This is a genomic window from Streptomyces sp. MI02-7b, from assembly GCF_033793585.1.
GTDB lineage: Bacteria > Actinomycetota > Actinomycetes > Streptomycetales > Streptomycetaceae > Actinacidiphila.
The window spans coordinates 166,896-179,988 of sequence record NZ_JARAWX010000008.1 but is presented as its reverse complement, the minus strand read 5'-3'; the positions used below and the strand labels follow the sequence as shown (position 1 = coordinate 179,988).

Annotated in this window: 14 protein-coding genes; 1 reads left to right on the top strand and 13 read right to left on the bottom strand. The window is 73.4% G+C overall.

The window, feature by feature from the left end; translation table 11 throughout:
- Nucleotides 1-69: 69 nt before the first annotated feature.
- From hypD to PV364_RS15580, 13 genes are all read right to left on the bottom strand, one after another.
- Nucleotides 70-1,194, bottom strand: coding sequence for a hydrogenase formation protein HypD (hypD, locus tag PV364_RS15635; RefSeq protein ID WP_319660573.1), 1,125 nt, complete (start codon nucleotides 1,192-1,194; stop codon nucleotides 70-72).
- Nucleotides 1,191-1,511 carry a HypC/HybG/HupF family hydrogenase formation chaperone gene (locus tag PV364_RS15630; protein ID WP_319660571.1) on the bottom strand — a complete coding sequence of 107 codons (321 nt, stop codon included), beginning with the start codon at nucleotides 1,509-1,511 and terminating at the stop codon, nucleotides 1,191-1,193. The genes hypD and PV364_RS15630 overlap by 4 nt, the downstream gene beginning before the upstream one ends.
- Nucleotides 1,511-3,898: a carbamoyltransferase HypF gene (hypF, locus tag PV364_RS15625; RefSeq protein WP_319660569.1), complete on the bottom strand. Its 2,388-nt coding sequence runs from the start codon at nucleotides 3,896-3,898 to the stop codon at nucleotides 1,511-1,513. The genes PV364_RS15630 and hypF overlap by 1 nt, the downstream gene beginning before the upstream one ends.
- Nucleotides 3,898-4,605 carry a hydrogenase nickel incorporation protein HypB gene (gene hypB, locus PV364_RS15620; protein WP_319660567.1) on the bottom strand — a complete coding sequence of 236 codons (708 nt, stop codon included), beginning with the start codon at nucleotides 4,603-4,605 and terminating at the stop codon, nucleotides 3,898-3,900. The genes hypF and hypB overlap by 1 nt, the downstream gene beginning before the upstream one ends.
- Before the next feature lie 5 nt (nucleotides 4,606-4,610).
- On the bottom strand, nucleotides 4,611-5,027 hold the full coding sequence (locus tag PV364_RS15615; RefSeq protein ID WP_319660565.1) for a hydrogenase maturation nickel metallochaperone HypA: 417 nt from the start codon (nucleotides 5,025-5,027) through the stop codon (nucleotides 4,611-4,613).
- A 146-nt stretch (nucleotides 5,028-5,173) separates the two neighbouring features.
- Nucleotides 5,174-5,278: a DUF6893 family small protein gene (locus PV364_RS41245; RefSeq protein WP_384276552.1), complete on the bottom strand. Its 105-nt coding sequence runs from the start codon at nucleotides 5,276-5,278 to the stop codon at nucleotides 5,174-5,176.
- 63 nt (nucleotides 5,279-5,341) lie between these two features.
- A complete protein-coding gene (locus tag PV364_RS15610) occupies nucleotides 5,342-5,899 on the bottom strand; it encodes a hydrogenase maturation protease (RefSeq protein ID WP_319660563.1) in 558 nt (185 codons plus the stop codon).
- Nucleotides 5,896-7,293, bottom strand: a complete 1,398-nt coding sequence (locus PV364_RS15605; protein ID WP_319660561.1) for a hypothetical protein — start codon at nucleotides 7,291-7,293, stop codon at nucleotides 5,896-5,898. The genes PV364_RS15610 and PV364_RS15605 overlap by 4 nt, the downstream gene beginning before the upstream one ends.
- A complete protein-coding gene (locus PV364_RS15600; protein WP_319660559.1) occupies nucleotides 7,290-7,919 on the bottom strand; it encodes a DUF6084 family protein in 630 nt (209 codons plus the stop codon). Before PV364_RS15600 ends, PV364_RS15605 begins: the two co-directional genes overlap by 4 nt.
- Nucleotides 7,916-8,548, bottom strand: coding sequence for a DUF5947 family protein (locus PV364_RS15595; RefSeq protein ID WP_319660746.1), 633 nt, complete (start codon nucleotides 8,546-8,548; stop codon nucleotides 7,916-7,918). The genes PV364_RS15600 and PV364_RS15595 overlap by 4 nt, the downstream gene beginning before the upstream one ends.
- A gap of 5 nt (nucleotides 8,549-8,553) precedes the next feature.
- The gene (locus PV364_RS15590; RefSeq protein ID WP_319660557.1) at nucleotides 8,554-9,075 is read right to left on the bottom strand and encodes a hypothetical protein; all 522 of its coding nucleotides are present in this window, start codon (nucleotides 9,073-9,075) and stop codon (nucleotides 8,554-8,556) included.
- The gene (locus PV364_RS15585) at nucleotides 9,072-10,856 is read right to left on the bottom strand and encodes a nickel-dependent hydrogenase large subunit (protein ID WP_319660555.1); all 1,785 of its coding nucleotides are present in this window, start codon (nucleotides 10,854-10,856) and stop codon (nucleotides 9,072-9,074) included. Before PV364_RS15585 ends, PV364_RS15590 begins: the two co-directional genes overlap by 4 nt.
- Before the next feature lie 89 nt (nucleotides 10,857-10,945).
- On the bottom strand, nucleotides 10,946-12,025 hold the full coding sequence (locus PV364_RS15580) for a hydrogenase expression protein HypE (RefSeq protein WP_319660553.1): 1,080 nt from the start codon (nucleotides 12,023-12,025) through the stop codon (nucleotides 10,946-10,948).
- A 302-nt stretch (nucleotides 12,026-12,327) separates the two neighbouring features.
- Between PV364_RS15580 and PV364_RS15575 the strand changes: the two genes are divergently transcribed.
- A complete protein-coding gene (locus tag PV364_RS15575) occupies nucleotides 12,328-13,065 on the top strand; it encodes an ABC transporter ATP-binding protein (RefSeq protein ID WP_319660551.1) in 738 nt (245 codons plus the stop codon).
- Nucleotides 13,066-13,093 lie beyond the last annotated feature (28 nt).

Here is a 13,093-nt window from a genome sequence, read left to right as displayed (position 1 = left end):
GGCTGGTCGCGCAGCGGCGCGGGGCAGGTCCAGCCGGAGAAGTCCGGTGCCGCAAGGGTGTCAGCGGTCTCAGCCAACGGGGCTCGCCTCCAGAGGTGCGCTGGTGCCGCCGAGCCGGCGGTAGAGGTAGTAGGCGGCACAGGCCCCCTCGCTGGAGACCATCGTGGCGCCCAGCGGATTGCGGGGGGTGCAGGCGGTGCCGAACGCCTCGCACTCGTGCGGCTTGATCAGGCCCTGCAGCACCTCGCCGCTGCGGCAGGCGGCCGGCTCCCGGGTGGAGATGCCGGTGACCTCGAAGCGGTGCTCCGCGTCGAACTCCCGGTAGCGCGGGGAGAGCCGCCAGCCGCTGTCCGGGATGACCCCGATGCCGCGCCACGCCCGGTCGGTGACCTCGAAGACGTCCGCGAGCATCGCCTTGGCCGCCGCGTTGCCCTCGGGGCGGACGGCGCGCGGGTAGGCGTTCTCGACGGTGTGCTCGCCGCGCTCCAGCTGGCGCACGGTGCGGCGCACCCCCTCCAGGATGTCCAGCGGCTCGAAGCCGGTGACGACGATGGGCACGCCGAAGCCGTCCGCCAGCTCCGGGTACTCCTCAGTCCCCATCACGCTGCACACGTGCCCGGCGGCCAGGAACGCCTGCACCCGCACGTCCGGCGACCGCATGATCGCCTCGATCGCGGGGGGCACCCGGACGTGCGAGACCAGCAGGCTGAAGTTGCGGATGCCGAGCCTGCGCGCCTGGTACACCGTCATGGCGTTGGGCGGGGCGGTGGTCTCGAAGCCGATGCCGAAGAACACCACCTGTCGGTCGGGGTTCTCCCGGGCGATCCGCAGCGCGTCGAGCGGGGAGTAGACCACCCGCACGTCGCCGCCCTCGCTGCGCACCCGGAACAGGTCGCGGCCGGTGCCGGGCACGCGCAGCATGTCGCCGAAGGAGCAGAAGATCACTTCGGGCCGGGAGGCGATCTCCAGGGCCTTGTCGATGACCTCCAGCGGCGTCACGCAGACCGGGCAGCCGGGCCCGTGGATGAGCTCGACCTCCTCGGGCAGCAACTGGTCGATGCCGTGCCGGATGATGGTGTGGGTCTGGCCGCCGCACACCTCCATCAGCGCCCAGCGCCGGGTCACGGTGGCGCGGATGTCGTCCAGCAGCCGCTTGGCCAGTGCGGGGTCCTGGAACTCCTCGATGTACTTCACCGGTCCGTCTCCACCCCCGCTGTGGCCGTCCCGGACGGGGTGGTGCCCGCCTCGGCCGCCGCCTGCTGCCACGGGTCGCCGAACTCCTCCTCCAGCAGGCCCAGGTTGCCGAAGAGGGCGAGCGTCTGCCGCGCCGACTCCTCGTCCAGGCGCTGCAGCGCGAAGCCGACGTGGACGATGGCGTACTCGCCGACCTGGAGGTCGGGCAGGTACTCCAGGCACACGTCCTTGATCACGCCGCCGAAGTCGACGGTCGCCATCCTTGTCCCGTCACGTTCCTCGATCTCCAGCACCTTGCCGGGTACCGCCAGGCACATCAGCTGTCTCCTCGCTCTGGGTGGGGGGTCCGCGGGCCGTCGCCGCGGGCAGCGGCGACGAGTTGGCCGAGCGCCAGGCCGCCGTCGTTCGGCGGCACCAGGCGGTGGAGCAGGACCTCGAAGCCGTCCGCGCGCAGCGCGCCCGCGCAGGCGGCGGACAGCAGCGCGTTGGCGAAGACGCCGCCGCTCAGGGCGACCGTCGCGACGCCGTCGCGGTCGCGTACGGCGGCGCACACCCGGAGCACGAGGTCGGCCACGGCACGGTGGAAGCGGCCCGCGACGACGCCCGCCGGCACGCCGCGGCCCAGGTCCGCGACGACGCCCGCGAGCACCGGGCCCGCGTCGCAGGCGGTGGCGCCGTCCGCACCGCCGCCGGGACGCAGCGCGAACGCGTAACCCCGCACGGGCAGTTCGCCGGCGGCGACCGCGGCGGCCTCCAGCTCGACGGCCGCCTGCGCCTCGTACCCGGCCTCCTGGCAGACCCCGGCCAGCGCGGAGACCGCGTCGAAGAGCCGGCCCATGCTGGAGGTGGGGACGCAGGCCAGGCCGCGTTCCAACTGCGTCGCCAAGAGGCGGAGTTCGTCCTGCGGGCAGGCTGCCACGCACGGCAGGCCGGCCGTCCAGGGCAGACCGGCCGCCCACAGGTGCGCCAGCGCCATGCGGTAGGGCCTGCGGACCGCGGCGTCCCCGCCCGGCAGCGGCACGTAGGCGAGATGGGCCGCGCGCCGGAAGCCGTCGTAGTCGGCGACCAGGAACTCCCCGCCCCAGACGGCGCCGTCGTCGCCGTGGCCGGTGCCGTCGAAGGCGACACCGAGCACCGGCGCGGTACCGTCGAGCCCCGCCTCGGCCATCGCCGCGGCGACGTGCGCGTGGTGGTGCTGCACCTGGCGCAGCGGACGCCCGCCCGCCGCGCGGCGAGCCCAGCCCAGCGACCGGTAGCCCGGGTGCCGGTCGGCGGCCAGCAGGACCGGCCGCACGCCGGTGATGTCCTCCAGCTGCCGTTCCGCGGCGCCGAAGGCGGTCAGCGTCTCCAGGTCGTCCATGTCACCGACGTGCGCCGACATCCAGGCGTGCCGCCCCTCGCCCACACAGAAGGTGTTCTTCAGGTCGCCGCCGACGGCGAGCGCCGGGAGCACGGACACCGGCAGTGGCACCGGGAAGGGCGCGTAACCGCGCGAGCGCCGTACCGGGAGTTCACCGCCGTCGCAGATCCGCACCACCGAGTCGTCGCAGGGCACATGGATCGGCCGGTCGTGCGTGAGCCACGCGTCGGCGAGCCCCGCGAGCCGGCGCAGGGCGTCCTCGTCGTCCGTGACGATGGGTTCGCCGCCCAGGTTGCCGCTGGTCATCACCAGCAGCCGGGGACCCGGCGGGTCGCCGGGCAGTCCCAGCAGCAGATGGTGCACCGGGGTGTACGGCAGCATGACGCCGAGGTCGGCGACCCGCGGCGCGACGGCCGGCGCCACACCGCCGGTACCGGGCCGCCGCCGCAGCAGCACGACGGGGCGCCGGGCCCCGGCCAGCAACGTCCACTCCGCGGCGTCCACATGGGCCAGTCGCGTGACGTCCGCGAGGTCCCGGGCCATCAGGGCGAACGGCTTGTCGCCCCGGTTCTTGCGCGTCCGCAGCAGCCGTACGCTCGTGTCGTTCGCCGCGTCGCAGGCCAGGTGGTAGCCGCCGAGCCCCTTCACGGCGAGGATCGCGCCGTCCGCGAGCAGCCGTCGCGCGCCGCCGAGCGGATCGTGCGCCGCCGCCTCCACCGTGCCGCGCCCGCGCCGCACCAGCAGCCGCAGCCGCGGACCGCAGTCGTGGCAGGACACCGGCTGCGCGTGGAAGCGCCGGTCGCCCGGGTCCTCGTACTCCGCCCGGCAGGCCCCGCACATCGGGAACCGGGCCATCGTGGTGTTCGCCCGGTCGTAGGGCAGTGCGGTCACGATCGTGAAGCGCGGCCCGCAGTGCGTGCAGGTGATGAACGGGTGGCGGAAGCGGCGGTCGCCCCGGTCGCGGAGCTCCGCCAGGCAGGCCCCGCAGGTCGCGGTGTCGGGGGAGACCAGTGTCCGCGCGGCGCCCCCGCCCGCCCGTGAGGGCGCGATGGCGAAGTCCGAGCCACCGGCGAGCGGTACCGCGGCGTGCGAGACGGACTCGACCACCGCCAGCGGCGGGGCGTCGGTGCCGATGCGGACGCAGAAGGCGGCGACGGCCGCCGGGGCGCCCTCGACCTCGGCGACCACGCCCTCACCGGTGTTGCCGACGTGCCCCGAAAGACCGAGTTCCCGGGCCAGTCCGAAGACGAACGGGCGGAAGCCGACCCCTTGCACCACGCCCCGCACCAGCACCCTGCGGCGCTGCGCGGCGGCGTCGGCCGCCGGGGCCGGCCGGCCGGCCATCAGTGCCCGTGCCCCACGGCGGTGCGCGCCATCACGGGCCGGTGGACGGCGGCCCCGGCGTGCACCGCGAGCGCCCGCTCCAGCAGCACACCCACGCCCTCACCGTCGCGCACCGAGGTGCGGACCACCTCGACCCCCGGGTTCACCTGGGCGACGTTGGCGAGGAACGCCCCCTCGTCGAAGTCCACGGCCGCCGCGATGTCGTACTTGGTGATCAGGACCAGCTGCGCCAGTCCGAAGGCGCTGGGGTACTTCAGCGGCTTGTCCTCGCCCTCGGTGACCGAGGCGAGGACCACGCGCAGCGACTCGCCGAGATCGTAGGAGGCCGGGCACACCAGGTTGCCGACGTTCTCCACGAACAGCAGGTGGGTGTCCCCGGGCAGCCAGTCGTCGACGTGCGAGCGCACCATCCGGGACTCCAGATGGCACAGCCCGTCGGTCAGCACCTGCCGCACCGGCGCGCCCGAACGGCCCAGGCGCAGCGCGTCGTTCTCGGTGGCGAGGTCGGCGGTGAGCGCGGCGACCGGCACGCCGCGCCCGCGGGCCAGGCTCAGTTCCGCCTCCAGGAGGGCGGTCTTGCCGCTCCCGGGGCTGGACAGCAGGTTCACCATGACGGTCCCGCGCGCGGCGAGGTCCTCACGCAGGTGCGCGGCGCCGTGGTCGTTCCTGGCGAGCACGGACTGCTGCAGGTCGGTGACTTTGCACATGGCGTTCAGCGCTCCTCGGCGAGTGGTGCGGACAGCGGGACGGGCGGGCCGGGTGGGACCGGCTCGGCCCACCGCACTTCGGTGATGCGCAGTTCGCGACCGGACAGCAGCTCCGACGCGCCCGCGCCGCAGCGGGGGCAGCCCAGCTGCGGGGGCATCCCGGTCGGCCACTCGTGGTCGCAGGGGGCGCACCGGGCCCGGCCCGGCACGGTCCCGGCCGTCAGGGACGAGCCCTCCAGGACGGTGCCGGAGCAGGCGAGGTCGAAGCAGAAGGACAGGGAGTCGGGCAGCACGCCGGCGAGTTCGCCCACCTCCAGCCGGACCTCCCGCACGGCGGGCGGGACGGCGCCGTCGGCCGCCAGGCGGGCGGCGGCCTGCTCGACCTGCTCCACCACCGCCATCGCGATGGACATCTCGTGCATCGGTCTCATCTCCGGTGTGGGGCGCCGGCCGGGCCACCGGCTGCCGCCCGGCGGTACCCCCGGCTCGCGCGGCTCCATTAGAGGCCGGTCGTGGCGGGCCCCCCGCCCGCCACGCCGCCGGCCCGGCGGCGGGTACCCGTTCGGCCTCACATGGACCGAATGTGCATGTAGCGCTTCACGTCGGGCAGGACGCGGGACATGGCGAGGACGGCCGCGGCCGCCCCCACCGCGCCGAGGGCGATCTTCCACATGGCGGGTGCTCCTTTCTGTTGGTTCCGCTGTTTGCGTGGTGGGGTCTGCTCGGCCGGATCCGCTCACCGCGGACGAGCCGCGGGACCGCTCGCCGTGCGCGGACTTCCGGCCCGCGCGCACTCCTCCCCGACGACCCGGAGCACGAGGCCCACGGCCTCGTCCACGGCGGCGGCGACGGGTGCGCTGAGGCCGATGCCCTCGTCCAGGCAGGCCGGTTCGCAGCCCACGACCAGCACGCGCGTGGGACGTCTGCCCGCGCCCGTGCCGGCGCTGAGGGTGTCCAGCAGGGCCAGGACGGCGTCCGGCGTCATGCGGTGGCCGTCGACGACCGGCGGCTGCGCGGGGTCGGCCGCCGGCTGCGGCGGCACCTCGATCAGCCGCAGGGTGCCGGGCGGCTCGCCCCCCGGCACGGCGTCGACCAGGACCACGCAGCGGTAGCCGTCCAGCAGCCGGTACGCCAGGTGCACCCCGCGGACGCCGGTGTCGGTGAGCTCGGCGCCCTCCGGCAGCGGGTGCCCGGCCAGCCGCCGTACGACCTCGACGCCGAAGCCGTCGTCGCCCAGGAAGATGTTGCCGATGCCGGCGACCAGCACGCCGCCGCTCACGCCCCCGCCGCTCACGCCTCCTCCGCCGGGGCCAGTTCGTCGGGCTGGAAGTACAGGAACCGCCCCTGCTGGCGCCGGAGTTCCGCGCCCGGGTCGCCGTCCACGGTGACCGCGAGGTGCACCCCGCCGTCCACGTCGCGCAGCACCGCTTCCACCAGCGCACCGCGCCCGTGCAGGAACAGGTCCTGGGCGTCGGTGCGCCGCTTGCCGGGGCGCAGCACGACCCGGCTGCCCGCGCCGACGGACGCGCCCTCGATCACCACGCGGTCGCGCGCCGGGTCCACCGAGGCGTCGGCGCCCGGGTCCCACCAGGGCGTGTCCGGCGCGGTCACGGACGGCACCGGGTCCGGCCCGGTGACCTCGCGCAGCGCCCGTACGGCCCCGTGCAGACGCTCCATCACCTCCGGCGGCATGGTCTCCGCCAGGTCGATGACGGCGGCGGCGCGGTCGTCGGTGCCCCTGGCGTGCCGCTTCTCCTCGTCGGTGAGGGCGGCGGTGCGCAGGGCCAGGATCTCGTCGATCTCGGTGGCGTCGTACATCGCGCCGGCGCTCTCCGGGGCGATGCGCGGATGGTCCTCCAGGATGATGGGGGAGGACAGCACCACGTCGGCGGCACCGTCGTCGCCCGCCAGCACCGGCCACGTCTGCTCGTTGCGGCACTCCGCGACGGCTCCGCGCGCCCACTGCGGCGGATCGGTCATGGAGACGAACGAGCCCGCGGTCAGCCCGAGCATCAGGTGTGCCGACACCAGCGAGTGCGCGAGGGCGTCCTCGCGCCGGTTCGCGGTGCCCGGGCCGGTGTTCTCCACGACGGCGGTCAGCCGCAGGACCCGGTAGGGGCCCGGCAGTTCCTCCGCGGAGATCCGGACCACGCCTTCCAGCGCCTCGCGGCGCCGGACGACCGCGCCGACAGGCGCGCCGCCCTCGCCCTCGACCGGCTCGGTGGTCTCGGCCGCGGGCAGGGTGAACGGGAGTGTAATGCCGCCCGCGGTCAACTCGGCCACGCCGGCCTTCAGTTCGACGCGCTCCTCGCACCCCTCGTCCCAGGGCACCAGGACCCGGTCGGGCAGTTCCAGCGCCTCCACCGGCTGGTACGACCCGTCGGGCAGCAGGCGCCGGACGGTGCGCCGCTGGGCGTGCAGGAAGCGCAGCTCGGCGTGGAGCACGGCGTCCGCGCGCGGCTCCATGAGGAGTTCGGTGCGCTGCGCGGCGGGTTCGCCCGACGCTGCCGCCCACGCCGGGGGCACGAGCACGCCGAACTGCCAGCGCATGCGGTTCTTCGCCGACGACGCCCGGTACGGGTAGAGGACGTAGCCCTCGAAGAGCACGGCGTCGGCCACCTTGCGGGCGGTGCCGAAGCGTTCGGCCGTCCCCGCGGTCCCCGCCGCCTCCGCGGCGCCGGCCGTCACCGTGCCGCTCCGGCGAGCAGGGCCTCCACGGTGGCCTCCCAGGACGGCAGCGCGTGCCGGCTGCGGAAGGACCGCAACGCGTCCATGGAGCCGCGCGGCAGCCGGATCCAGCCGCAGCCGGGGAAGTGCGCGTCGATCGTCTCCCGCCACACCGCCACCGGAAGGCGGCACGTGGCCTCCTTGTGCCAGGGCACGGGCAGCACCTGGAATCCGCCGGGTCCGAGGAAGGCGGTGCCGGAGAACAGCATCAGCAGCGGTGCCTCGCCCTCCTCCAGTGCGTCGAAGTACTTGGCGGAGGCGATGTCCATGTCGTAGGTGCACGGCACCGGCAGATCGACCTCGACCTCGCCGGTGAAGCCGGGCACCATCACCGGCACCTGGGCGAACTGGAGCGGTTGCAGCGTGGTGCCCCAGCGTTCGGGCCCGCCGAACAGGTCGTCCAGGCCCTCGGCCTCGGCCGGTGTGTACCCGCGCTGTGCCGGCTCGATGCGCAACTGGCAGCGCAGTGCGATCGCGTGCACCCGCTCCCCGCCGGAGGCGGTGATCCGCAGCCGGAAGACGAGCGTCGGTCCGGCGGCGTACGGATCGGCCCGTACGCCCGTGCACGTGAAGCCCAGGTCGGTCACGACCGGTTCCCTTCCCGCGGCACGGCGGCCGCCCGCTGTCGTAGGTCGTCGAAGAAGGCGGCGAGCTCGGCGCGCGCCCCGGGCCCGCCGTCGAAGCCCTGCCAGGTCAGCCGCAGCCGGCCGACCAGTTCGTACGCGCGGTCGACCGGCGTCAGGTAGCACTCGCCGCCGTCGCCCTCGCGGCGCACCAGCAGCGTCTCCACATCCGGTCGCAGCGCGCGCGCCAGTGGCGAGTCGCCGAACACGGCCTCCCAGGTGCCCGGGTCCACGTCGCTCTCGGTGGCGCCCGCCGGGCTGGGGTAGAGCACGACGGGCCGGTCGAGGGAGGCGTTGTGGAAGAAGAAGGCCACCGACACCGGGATGCGCAGCCGCTGCCAGGCCACGGCGTCCGGCACCGAGCCGGGGTCGGAGAGATAGCGGTCGGGCACGGAGGCGAAACGGCCGCCGCCGGCGCCCGGCCGGTCGAAGAGCAGCGAGCAGGGCGTGCAGGCGCACGCCAGCGCGCGCCGGCCGACGTCCACCAGGTGCCGGTGGGGACCGGTCAGCGTCTCCCCGCACAGCTCGCACCGTTCGGGTGCGGCCGGGCGCGGGGCGACGAAGCGGCGCAGCCCCGCCGCGGGTGGGGACAGCGGGTTCACGGCGCCCCCGGCGGGCGGGTGCCGATCTGGAGCAGGGCGGGTTCCCGCGCGGCGGGACCGGCCTGCGGCAGCTCGACCGCGGTCACCTCGGGCGCCCAGCAGGACAGCGCGGCCTCGATGCGCTGCCGGGTGGCGTCCATGGTGCTCGGGCAGCCGCAGCCGCCGCCCTCGCGGGCGGCCAGCCGCAGCGTGCCGCTGTCGGGGTCGAAGTGCTCGATGTCCACCGAGGTGCCGGCCCGGGCGGCGTGGACCGCGCGCCCGGCCCGCGTGAGGGTGTCCTCGGGGTGCAGGTCGTGCAGGACGAGCAGGCCCGCCACCACCTCGTCCGCCAGCAGCGCGGCCATGGGGTCGGTGCCGCGCTTCTCCAGGAGTTCCACGGCGCGGGCCAGGCCCGCCCCGTAGAACTCCATGAGCGTGCGCACCAGTTCCTCGGCGGCGGCCGCGGCCTCGCCGTCGCCCGAGGCGGCGAGGCCGTCCAGGATCTCCTCGATCCGCCGCGCGGTCCGCTCCGCGCTCATCCGGCCATGCCGCTCAGGCCGGTGGGGACGTGCAGCTTCTCCACGGTGCGGCCGCCGCCGACGTACATGTGGACACCGCACGGCAGACAGGGGTCGAAGCTGCGCACGGCGCGCATGATGTCGATGCCCTTGAAGTTCTCCGGGGAGTTCTCCTCGAAGATCGGGGTGTTCTGCACGGCGTCCTCGTAGGGGCCGGGCGTGCCGTAGGTGTCGCGCACGCTCGCGTTCCAGGGCGTGGGCGGGTACGGGTGGTAGTTGGCGATCTTGCCGCCGCGGATCACCATGTGGTGCGAGAGCACGCCGCGCACCGCCTCGGTGAAGCCCACGCCGATGCTCTCCTCGGGGACCTCGAACTTCTCCCAGGTCTGGGTGCGGCCCGCGCGGACCTCCTCCAGCGCCTTCTCCGTGAAGTGCAGGGCGCAGGCGGCGGCGTAGGCCTGGAAGTAGGTCCGTGCCCGGTTGCGCTCCAGGGCGTTGCTCCACTGCGGGATCTTCCACTCGAAGGTGGTCTCCGGCTTGGTCAGCGTCTTGGGCAGGTTGATGACCACACTGTGCCCGGTGGCCTTCACATAGCCGATGTCGACCAGCCCGTTGAGCGCCGTCGACCACAGGCGGGCCAGCGGGCCGCCGCCGGTGTCGAGGGCCAGGTGCTCCTGGCCGTCGAACCAGCGCGGCGACATGACCCAGCTGTACTTGTCGTCGAAGTCCCGCTTCTGCGGCGCCGGGATGGTGTGCTGGTTCCACGGGTGGCGCGGGTCGACCGGGTTGCCGAGCGGGTCGTGCGTGACGAACTGCTCCTGGCCCTCCCAGTCCTGGTAGTACGAGCTGCCCAGGAGGATCCGGATGCCGAGGTTGATGTTCGTCAGGTCGTTGGTGACCAGCTTGCCGTCCACGACGATGCCGGGGGAGACGAACATCCGCCGGCCCCAGTCGGTCATGTTGGCGTAGGTGAAGTCGCAGTACTCCGGGTCGTTGAAGGCGCCCCAGCAGCCGAGCATGATGCGGCGGCGGCCGACCTCCTCGTAGCCGGGCAGGGCCTCGTAGAAGAAGTCGAAGAGGTCGTCGTGGAGCGGCACGACCCGCTTCATGAATTCCACGTACCGCATCAGCCGGGTGAGGTAGTCGGTGAACAGCTGGACCGACGCGATGGTGCCGACGCCGCCCGCGTACAGCGTGGAGGGGTGGACGTGCCGGCCCTCCATCAGGCAGAACATCTCCCGCGTGTAGCGGCTCACTTGGAGCGCCTCGCGGTAGAACTCGCCCTCCAGCGGGTTGAGCGAGCGCATGATGTCCGCGATGGTGCGGTAGCCGTGCTCCGCGGCGTGCGGCGCCTCGGTGCGCTCGGCCAGCTCCAGGACGCCCGGGTTGGTCTCGCGGACCATCTTCTCGCAGTAGTCGACCCCGACCAGGTTCTCCTGGAAGATGTTGTGGTCGAACATGAACTCCGCGGCCTCGCCGAGGTTGATGATCCACTCGCCGAGGTGCGGCGGCTTGACGCCGTACGCCATGTTCTGCGCGTACACCGAGCAGGTCGCGTGGTTGTCACCGCAGATGCCGCAGATGCGGCTGGTGATGAAGTGCGCGTCGCGCGGGTCCTTGCCCCGCATGAAGACGCTGTAGCCGCGGAAGACCGACGAGGTGCTGTAGCACTCGGCGACCCGCTTCTGCTTGAAGTCGATCTTCGTGTGGATGCCGAGGCTGCCCACGATCCGGGTGATCGGATCCCAGGACATCTCCATCAGGCCACTGCCGTCTCCGGCCGTCTTCGTCTTCGGAGCCATGGTTCTGCGTGCCCTTCGTCAAGCGGGGGAGGCCGGGGTCGGCGGCCGGGGTCAGTGCCGGGGTCGGTGGCCGGTGCGGTGCCCTGGGGTCACCAGGGCGCCTTGTAACCGGTGGTGAGCTTGCGGCCGGTGTGGCGCCACTTGGGCTCGTGGTCGACGGTCTTGGCCGTCATGGAGCGGAGCCTGCGGATCGCCGCGCCGTACACGCCGCTGGCGGTGCTGGACAGCCGTGCGCCGGGCGGTTCGTCCATGAACGGCATGAACATGTCCGGGAAGCCCGGCATGGTGCACGCGATGCAGATGCCGCCGACGTTGGGGCAGCCGCCGACGCCGTCCATCCAGCCGCGCTTGGGGACGTTGCACTTGACCACCGGGCCCCAGCAGCCGATCTTCACCAGGCACTGCGGGGAGTCGTAGCGGTCGGCGAACTGGCCCTGCTCGTAGTAGCCGGCCCGGTCGCAGCCCTCGTGGACGGTCGCGCCGAACAGCCAGGCCGGGCGCAGCTTGTCGTCCAGCGGGATCATCGGCGCGGAGCCGGCCGCCTGGTAGAGCAGGTACGTCAGCGTCTCCGCGAAGTTGTCCGGCTGGATCGGGCACCCGGGCACGCAGACGATCGGGATGCCCGCCTTGGACTTCCACTCCCAGCCCAGGTAGTCGGGCACGCCCATGGCGCCGGTCGGGTTGCCCTCCATGGCGTGGATGCCGCCGTACGTGGCGCAGGTGCCGATGGCGACCACGGCCAGGGCCTTGGGCGCCAGGCGGTCGATCCACTCGCTGGTGGTGATTGGCTGGCCCGTCTCCGGGTTGTCGCCGAAACCGCACCAGTAGCCCTCGGCCTTGATCGACTCATTGGGGATGGACCCCTCGACGACCAGCACGAAGGGGTCGATCTCGCCGCGCTCGGCCTTGAAGAACCACTCGATGAAGTTGTCGGCGCCCTGGACCGGACCGCACTCGAAGTCGATCAGCGGCCAGTGCACGGCGATCTTCGGCAGGCCGGGGAGCCCGCCGAGGGCGATCTCCTCGATGCTGGGCAGCGTCGCGGCGGTGAGCGACACGGAGTCGCCGTCGCAGCTGAGCCCGGCGTTGATCCAGAGAATGTGGATCGGCGCCTCGTCGTCGGCCGGGGTGGGGGCGGCGGCGTTCGTGGTCGCAGCAGTCGCATCCATGGGGATGCCTCCTCAGAGAGCGGCAAATGCCACATAACGGCATCTCCTCCCCTTGATAGCGACTGGCTCGCCGGAGCGGGATGTTGAAGGGGGCCAATCCGGTGATCTGCTTTTCAGGCCGGTTCGCTGGGCGGCCTCTGTGAACGCTTGCGTGGCCCGGCATGGAGGCACTCCGGTGCGTGGGGGAGTTCTCCCGGATGACCCCGGGGGCGATCGTTCACCGCCGCGGTCGCCGCCGTGGCTGCCCTGCTCCTCGGCGCCGGACTCGACCACTGCACGACGACTCGGCAAGGACAGCGCCCATGAGCCTCACGTTCACCGACTGCACCTACCGCTACAAGCGCCGCAACCGGCCGGTGCTGGCGGACTTCTCGTACGAGCTTCAGGAAGGCCTCACCGTCCTCCTCGGGCCGAACGGCGCCGGAAAGTCCACGCTCCTGCGACTCGGGGCCTCCGTGATCCGGCCGCAGTCCGGCCGCATCTCCTGGGACGCGATCGCTTCGACGGCGCGCGAATACCGTCGGCGCGTCTCGTGGATGCCACAGCAGGTCACCCCCATGGCGGGGCTGACCGCCAGGGAGCAGGTCGCCTACACGGGCTGGTTGAAGGGCATGAACCGCGGGGACGCCTGGGACCGTGCGCTGGACGCGCTCTCCAGGGTGGGCCTCCAGGACCAAGCGGGGGACCGGGTGAAGAACCTCTCCGGAGGTCAACTGCGCCGCGTCGGGGTCGCCGCCGCCCTGGTGCACGACTCCCGGGTCCTGCTCCTGGACGAGCCGACGGCGGGCATGGACCCCACCCAGCGGCGCGTCTTCCGCGACATGCTGGGTGCCGCCTTGGGCGCCGGCGGTCTCAGCGTCCTGATGTCGACCCACGACGTGGCGGACCTGGCCGGAGAGGCCGACCGCGTCACCGTGCTCTCCGAGGGGCGCATCCGCTTCGACGGCACCCCGCACCACTTCCTCGCCCAGGCCCCCGCGGACACCCCGGACCCCCGCCATGCGGAAGCCGCCTACACCGCGTTGACGCTGCGGGGGTGAGAGGCGCCGGCAGGACGGCGGGGTCCAC

What these genes read in the sequence shown, in the direction of transcription:
- PV364_RS15630 (WP_319660571.1), bottom strand. Translation starts at nt 1,511, where the DNA reads ATGTGCCTGGCGGTACCCGGCAAGGTGCTGGAGATCGAGGAACGTGAC.
- hypF (WP_319660569.1), bottom strand. Translation starts at nt 3,898, where the DNA reads ATGGCCGGCCGGCCGGCCCCGGCGGCCGACGCCGCCGCGCAGCGCCGC.
- hypB (WP_319660567.1), bottom strand. Translation starts at nt 4,605, where the DNA reads ATGTGCAAAGTCACCGACCTGCAGCAGTCCGTGCTCGCCAGGAACGAC.
- PV364_RS15615 (WP_319660565.1), bottom strand. Translation starts at nt 5,027, where the DNA reads ATGCACGAGATGTCCATCGCGATGGCGGTGGTGGAGCAGGTCGAGCAG.
- PV364_RS41245 (WP_384276552.1), bottom strand. Translation starts at nt 5,278, where the DNA reads ATGTGGAAGATCGCCCTCGGCGCGGTGGGGGCGGCCGCGGCCGTCCTC.
- PV364_RS15590 (WP_319660557.1), bottom strand. Translation starts at nt 9,075, where the DNA reads ATGAGCGCGGAGCGGACCGCGCGGCGGATCGAGGAGATCCTGGACGGC.
- PV364_RS15585 (WP_319660555.1), bottom strand. Translation starts at nt 10,856, where the DNA reads ATGGCTCCGAAGACGAAGACGGCCGGAGACGGCAGTGGCCTGATGGAG.
- PV364_RS15580 (WP_319660553.1), bottom strand. Translation starts at nt 12,025, where the DNA reads ATGGATGCGACTGCTGCGACCACGAACGCCGCCGCCCCCACCCCGGCC.
- PV364_RS15575 (WP_319660551.1), top strand. Translation starts at nt 12,328, where the DNA reads ATGAGCCTCACGTTCACCGACTGCACCTACCGCTACAAGCGCCGCAAC.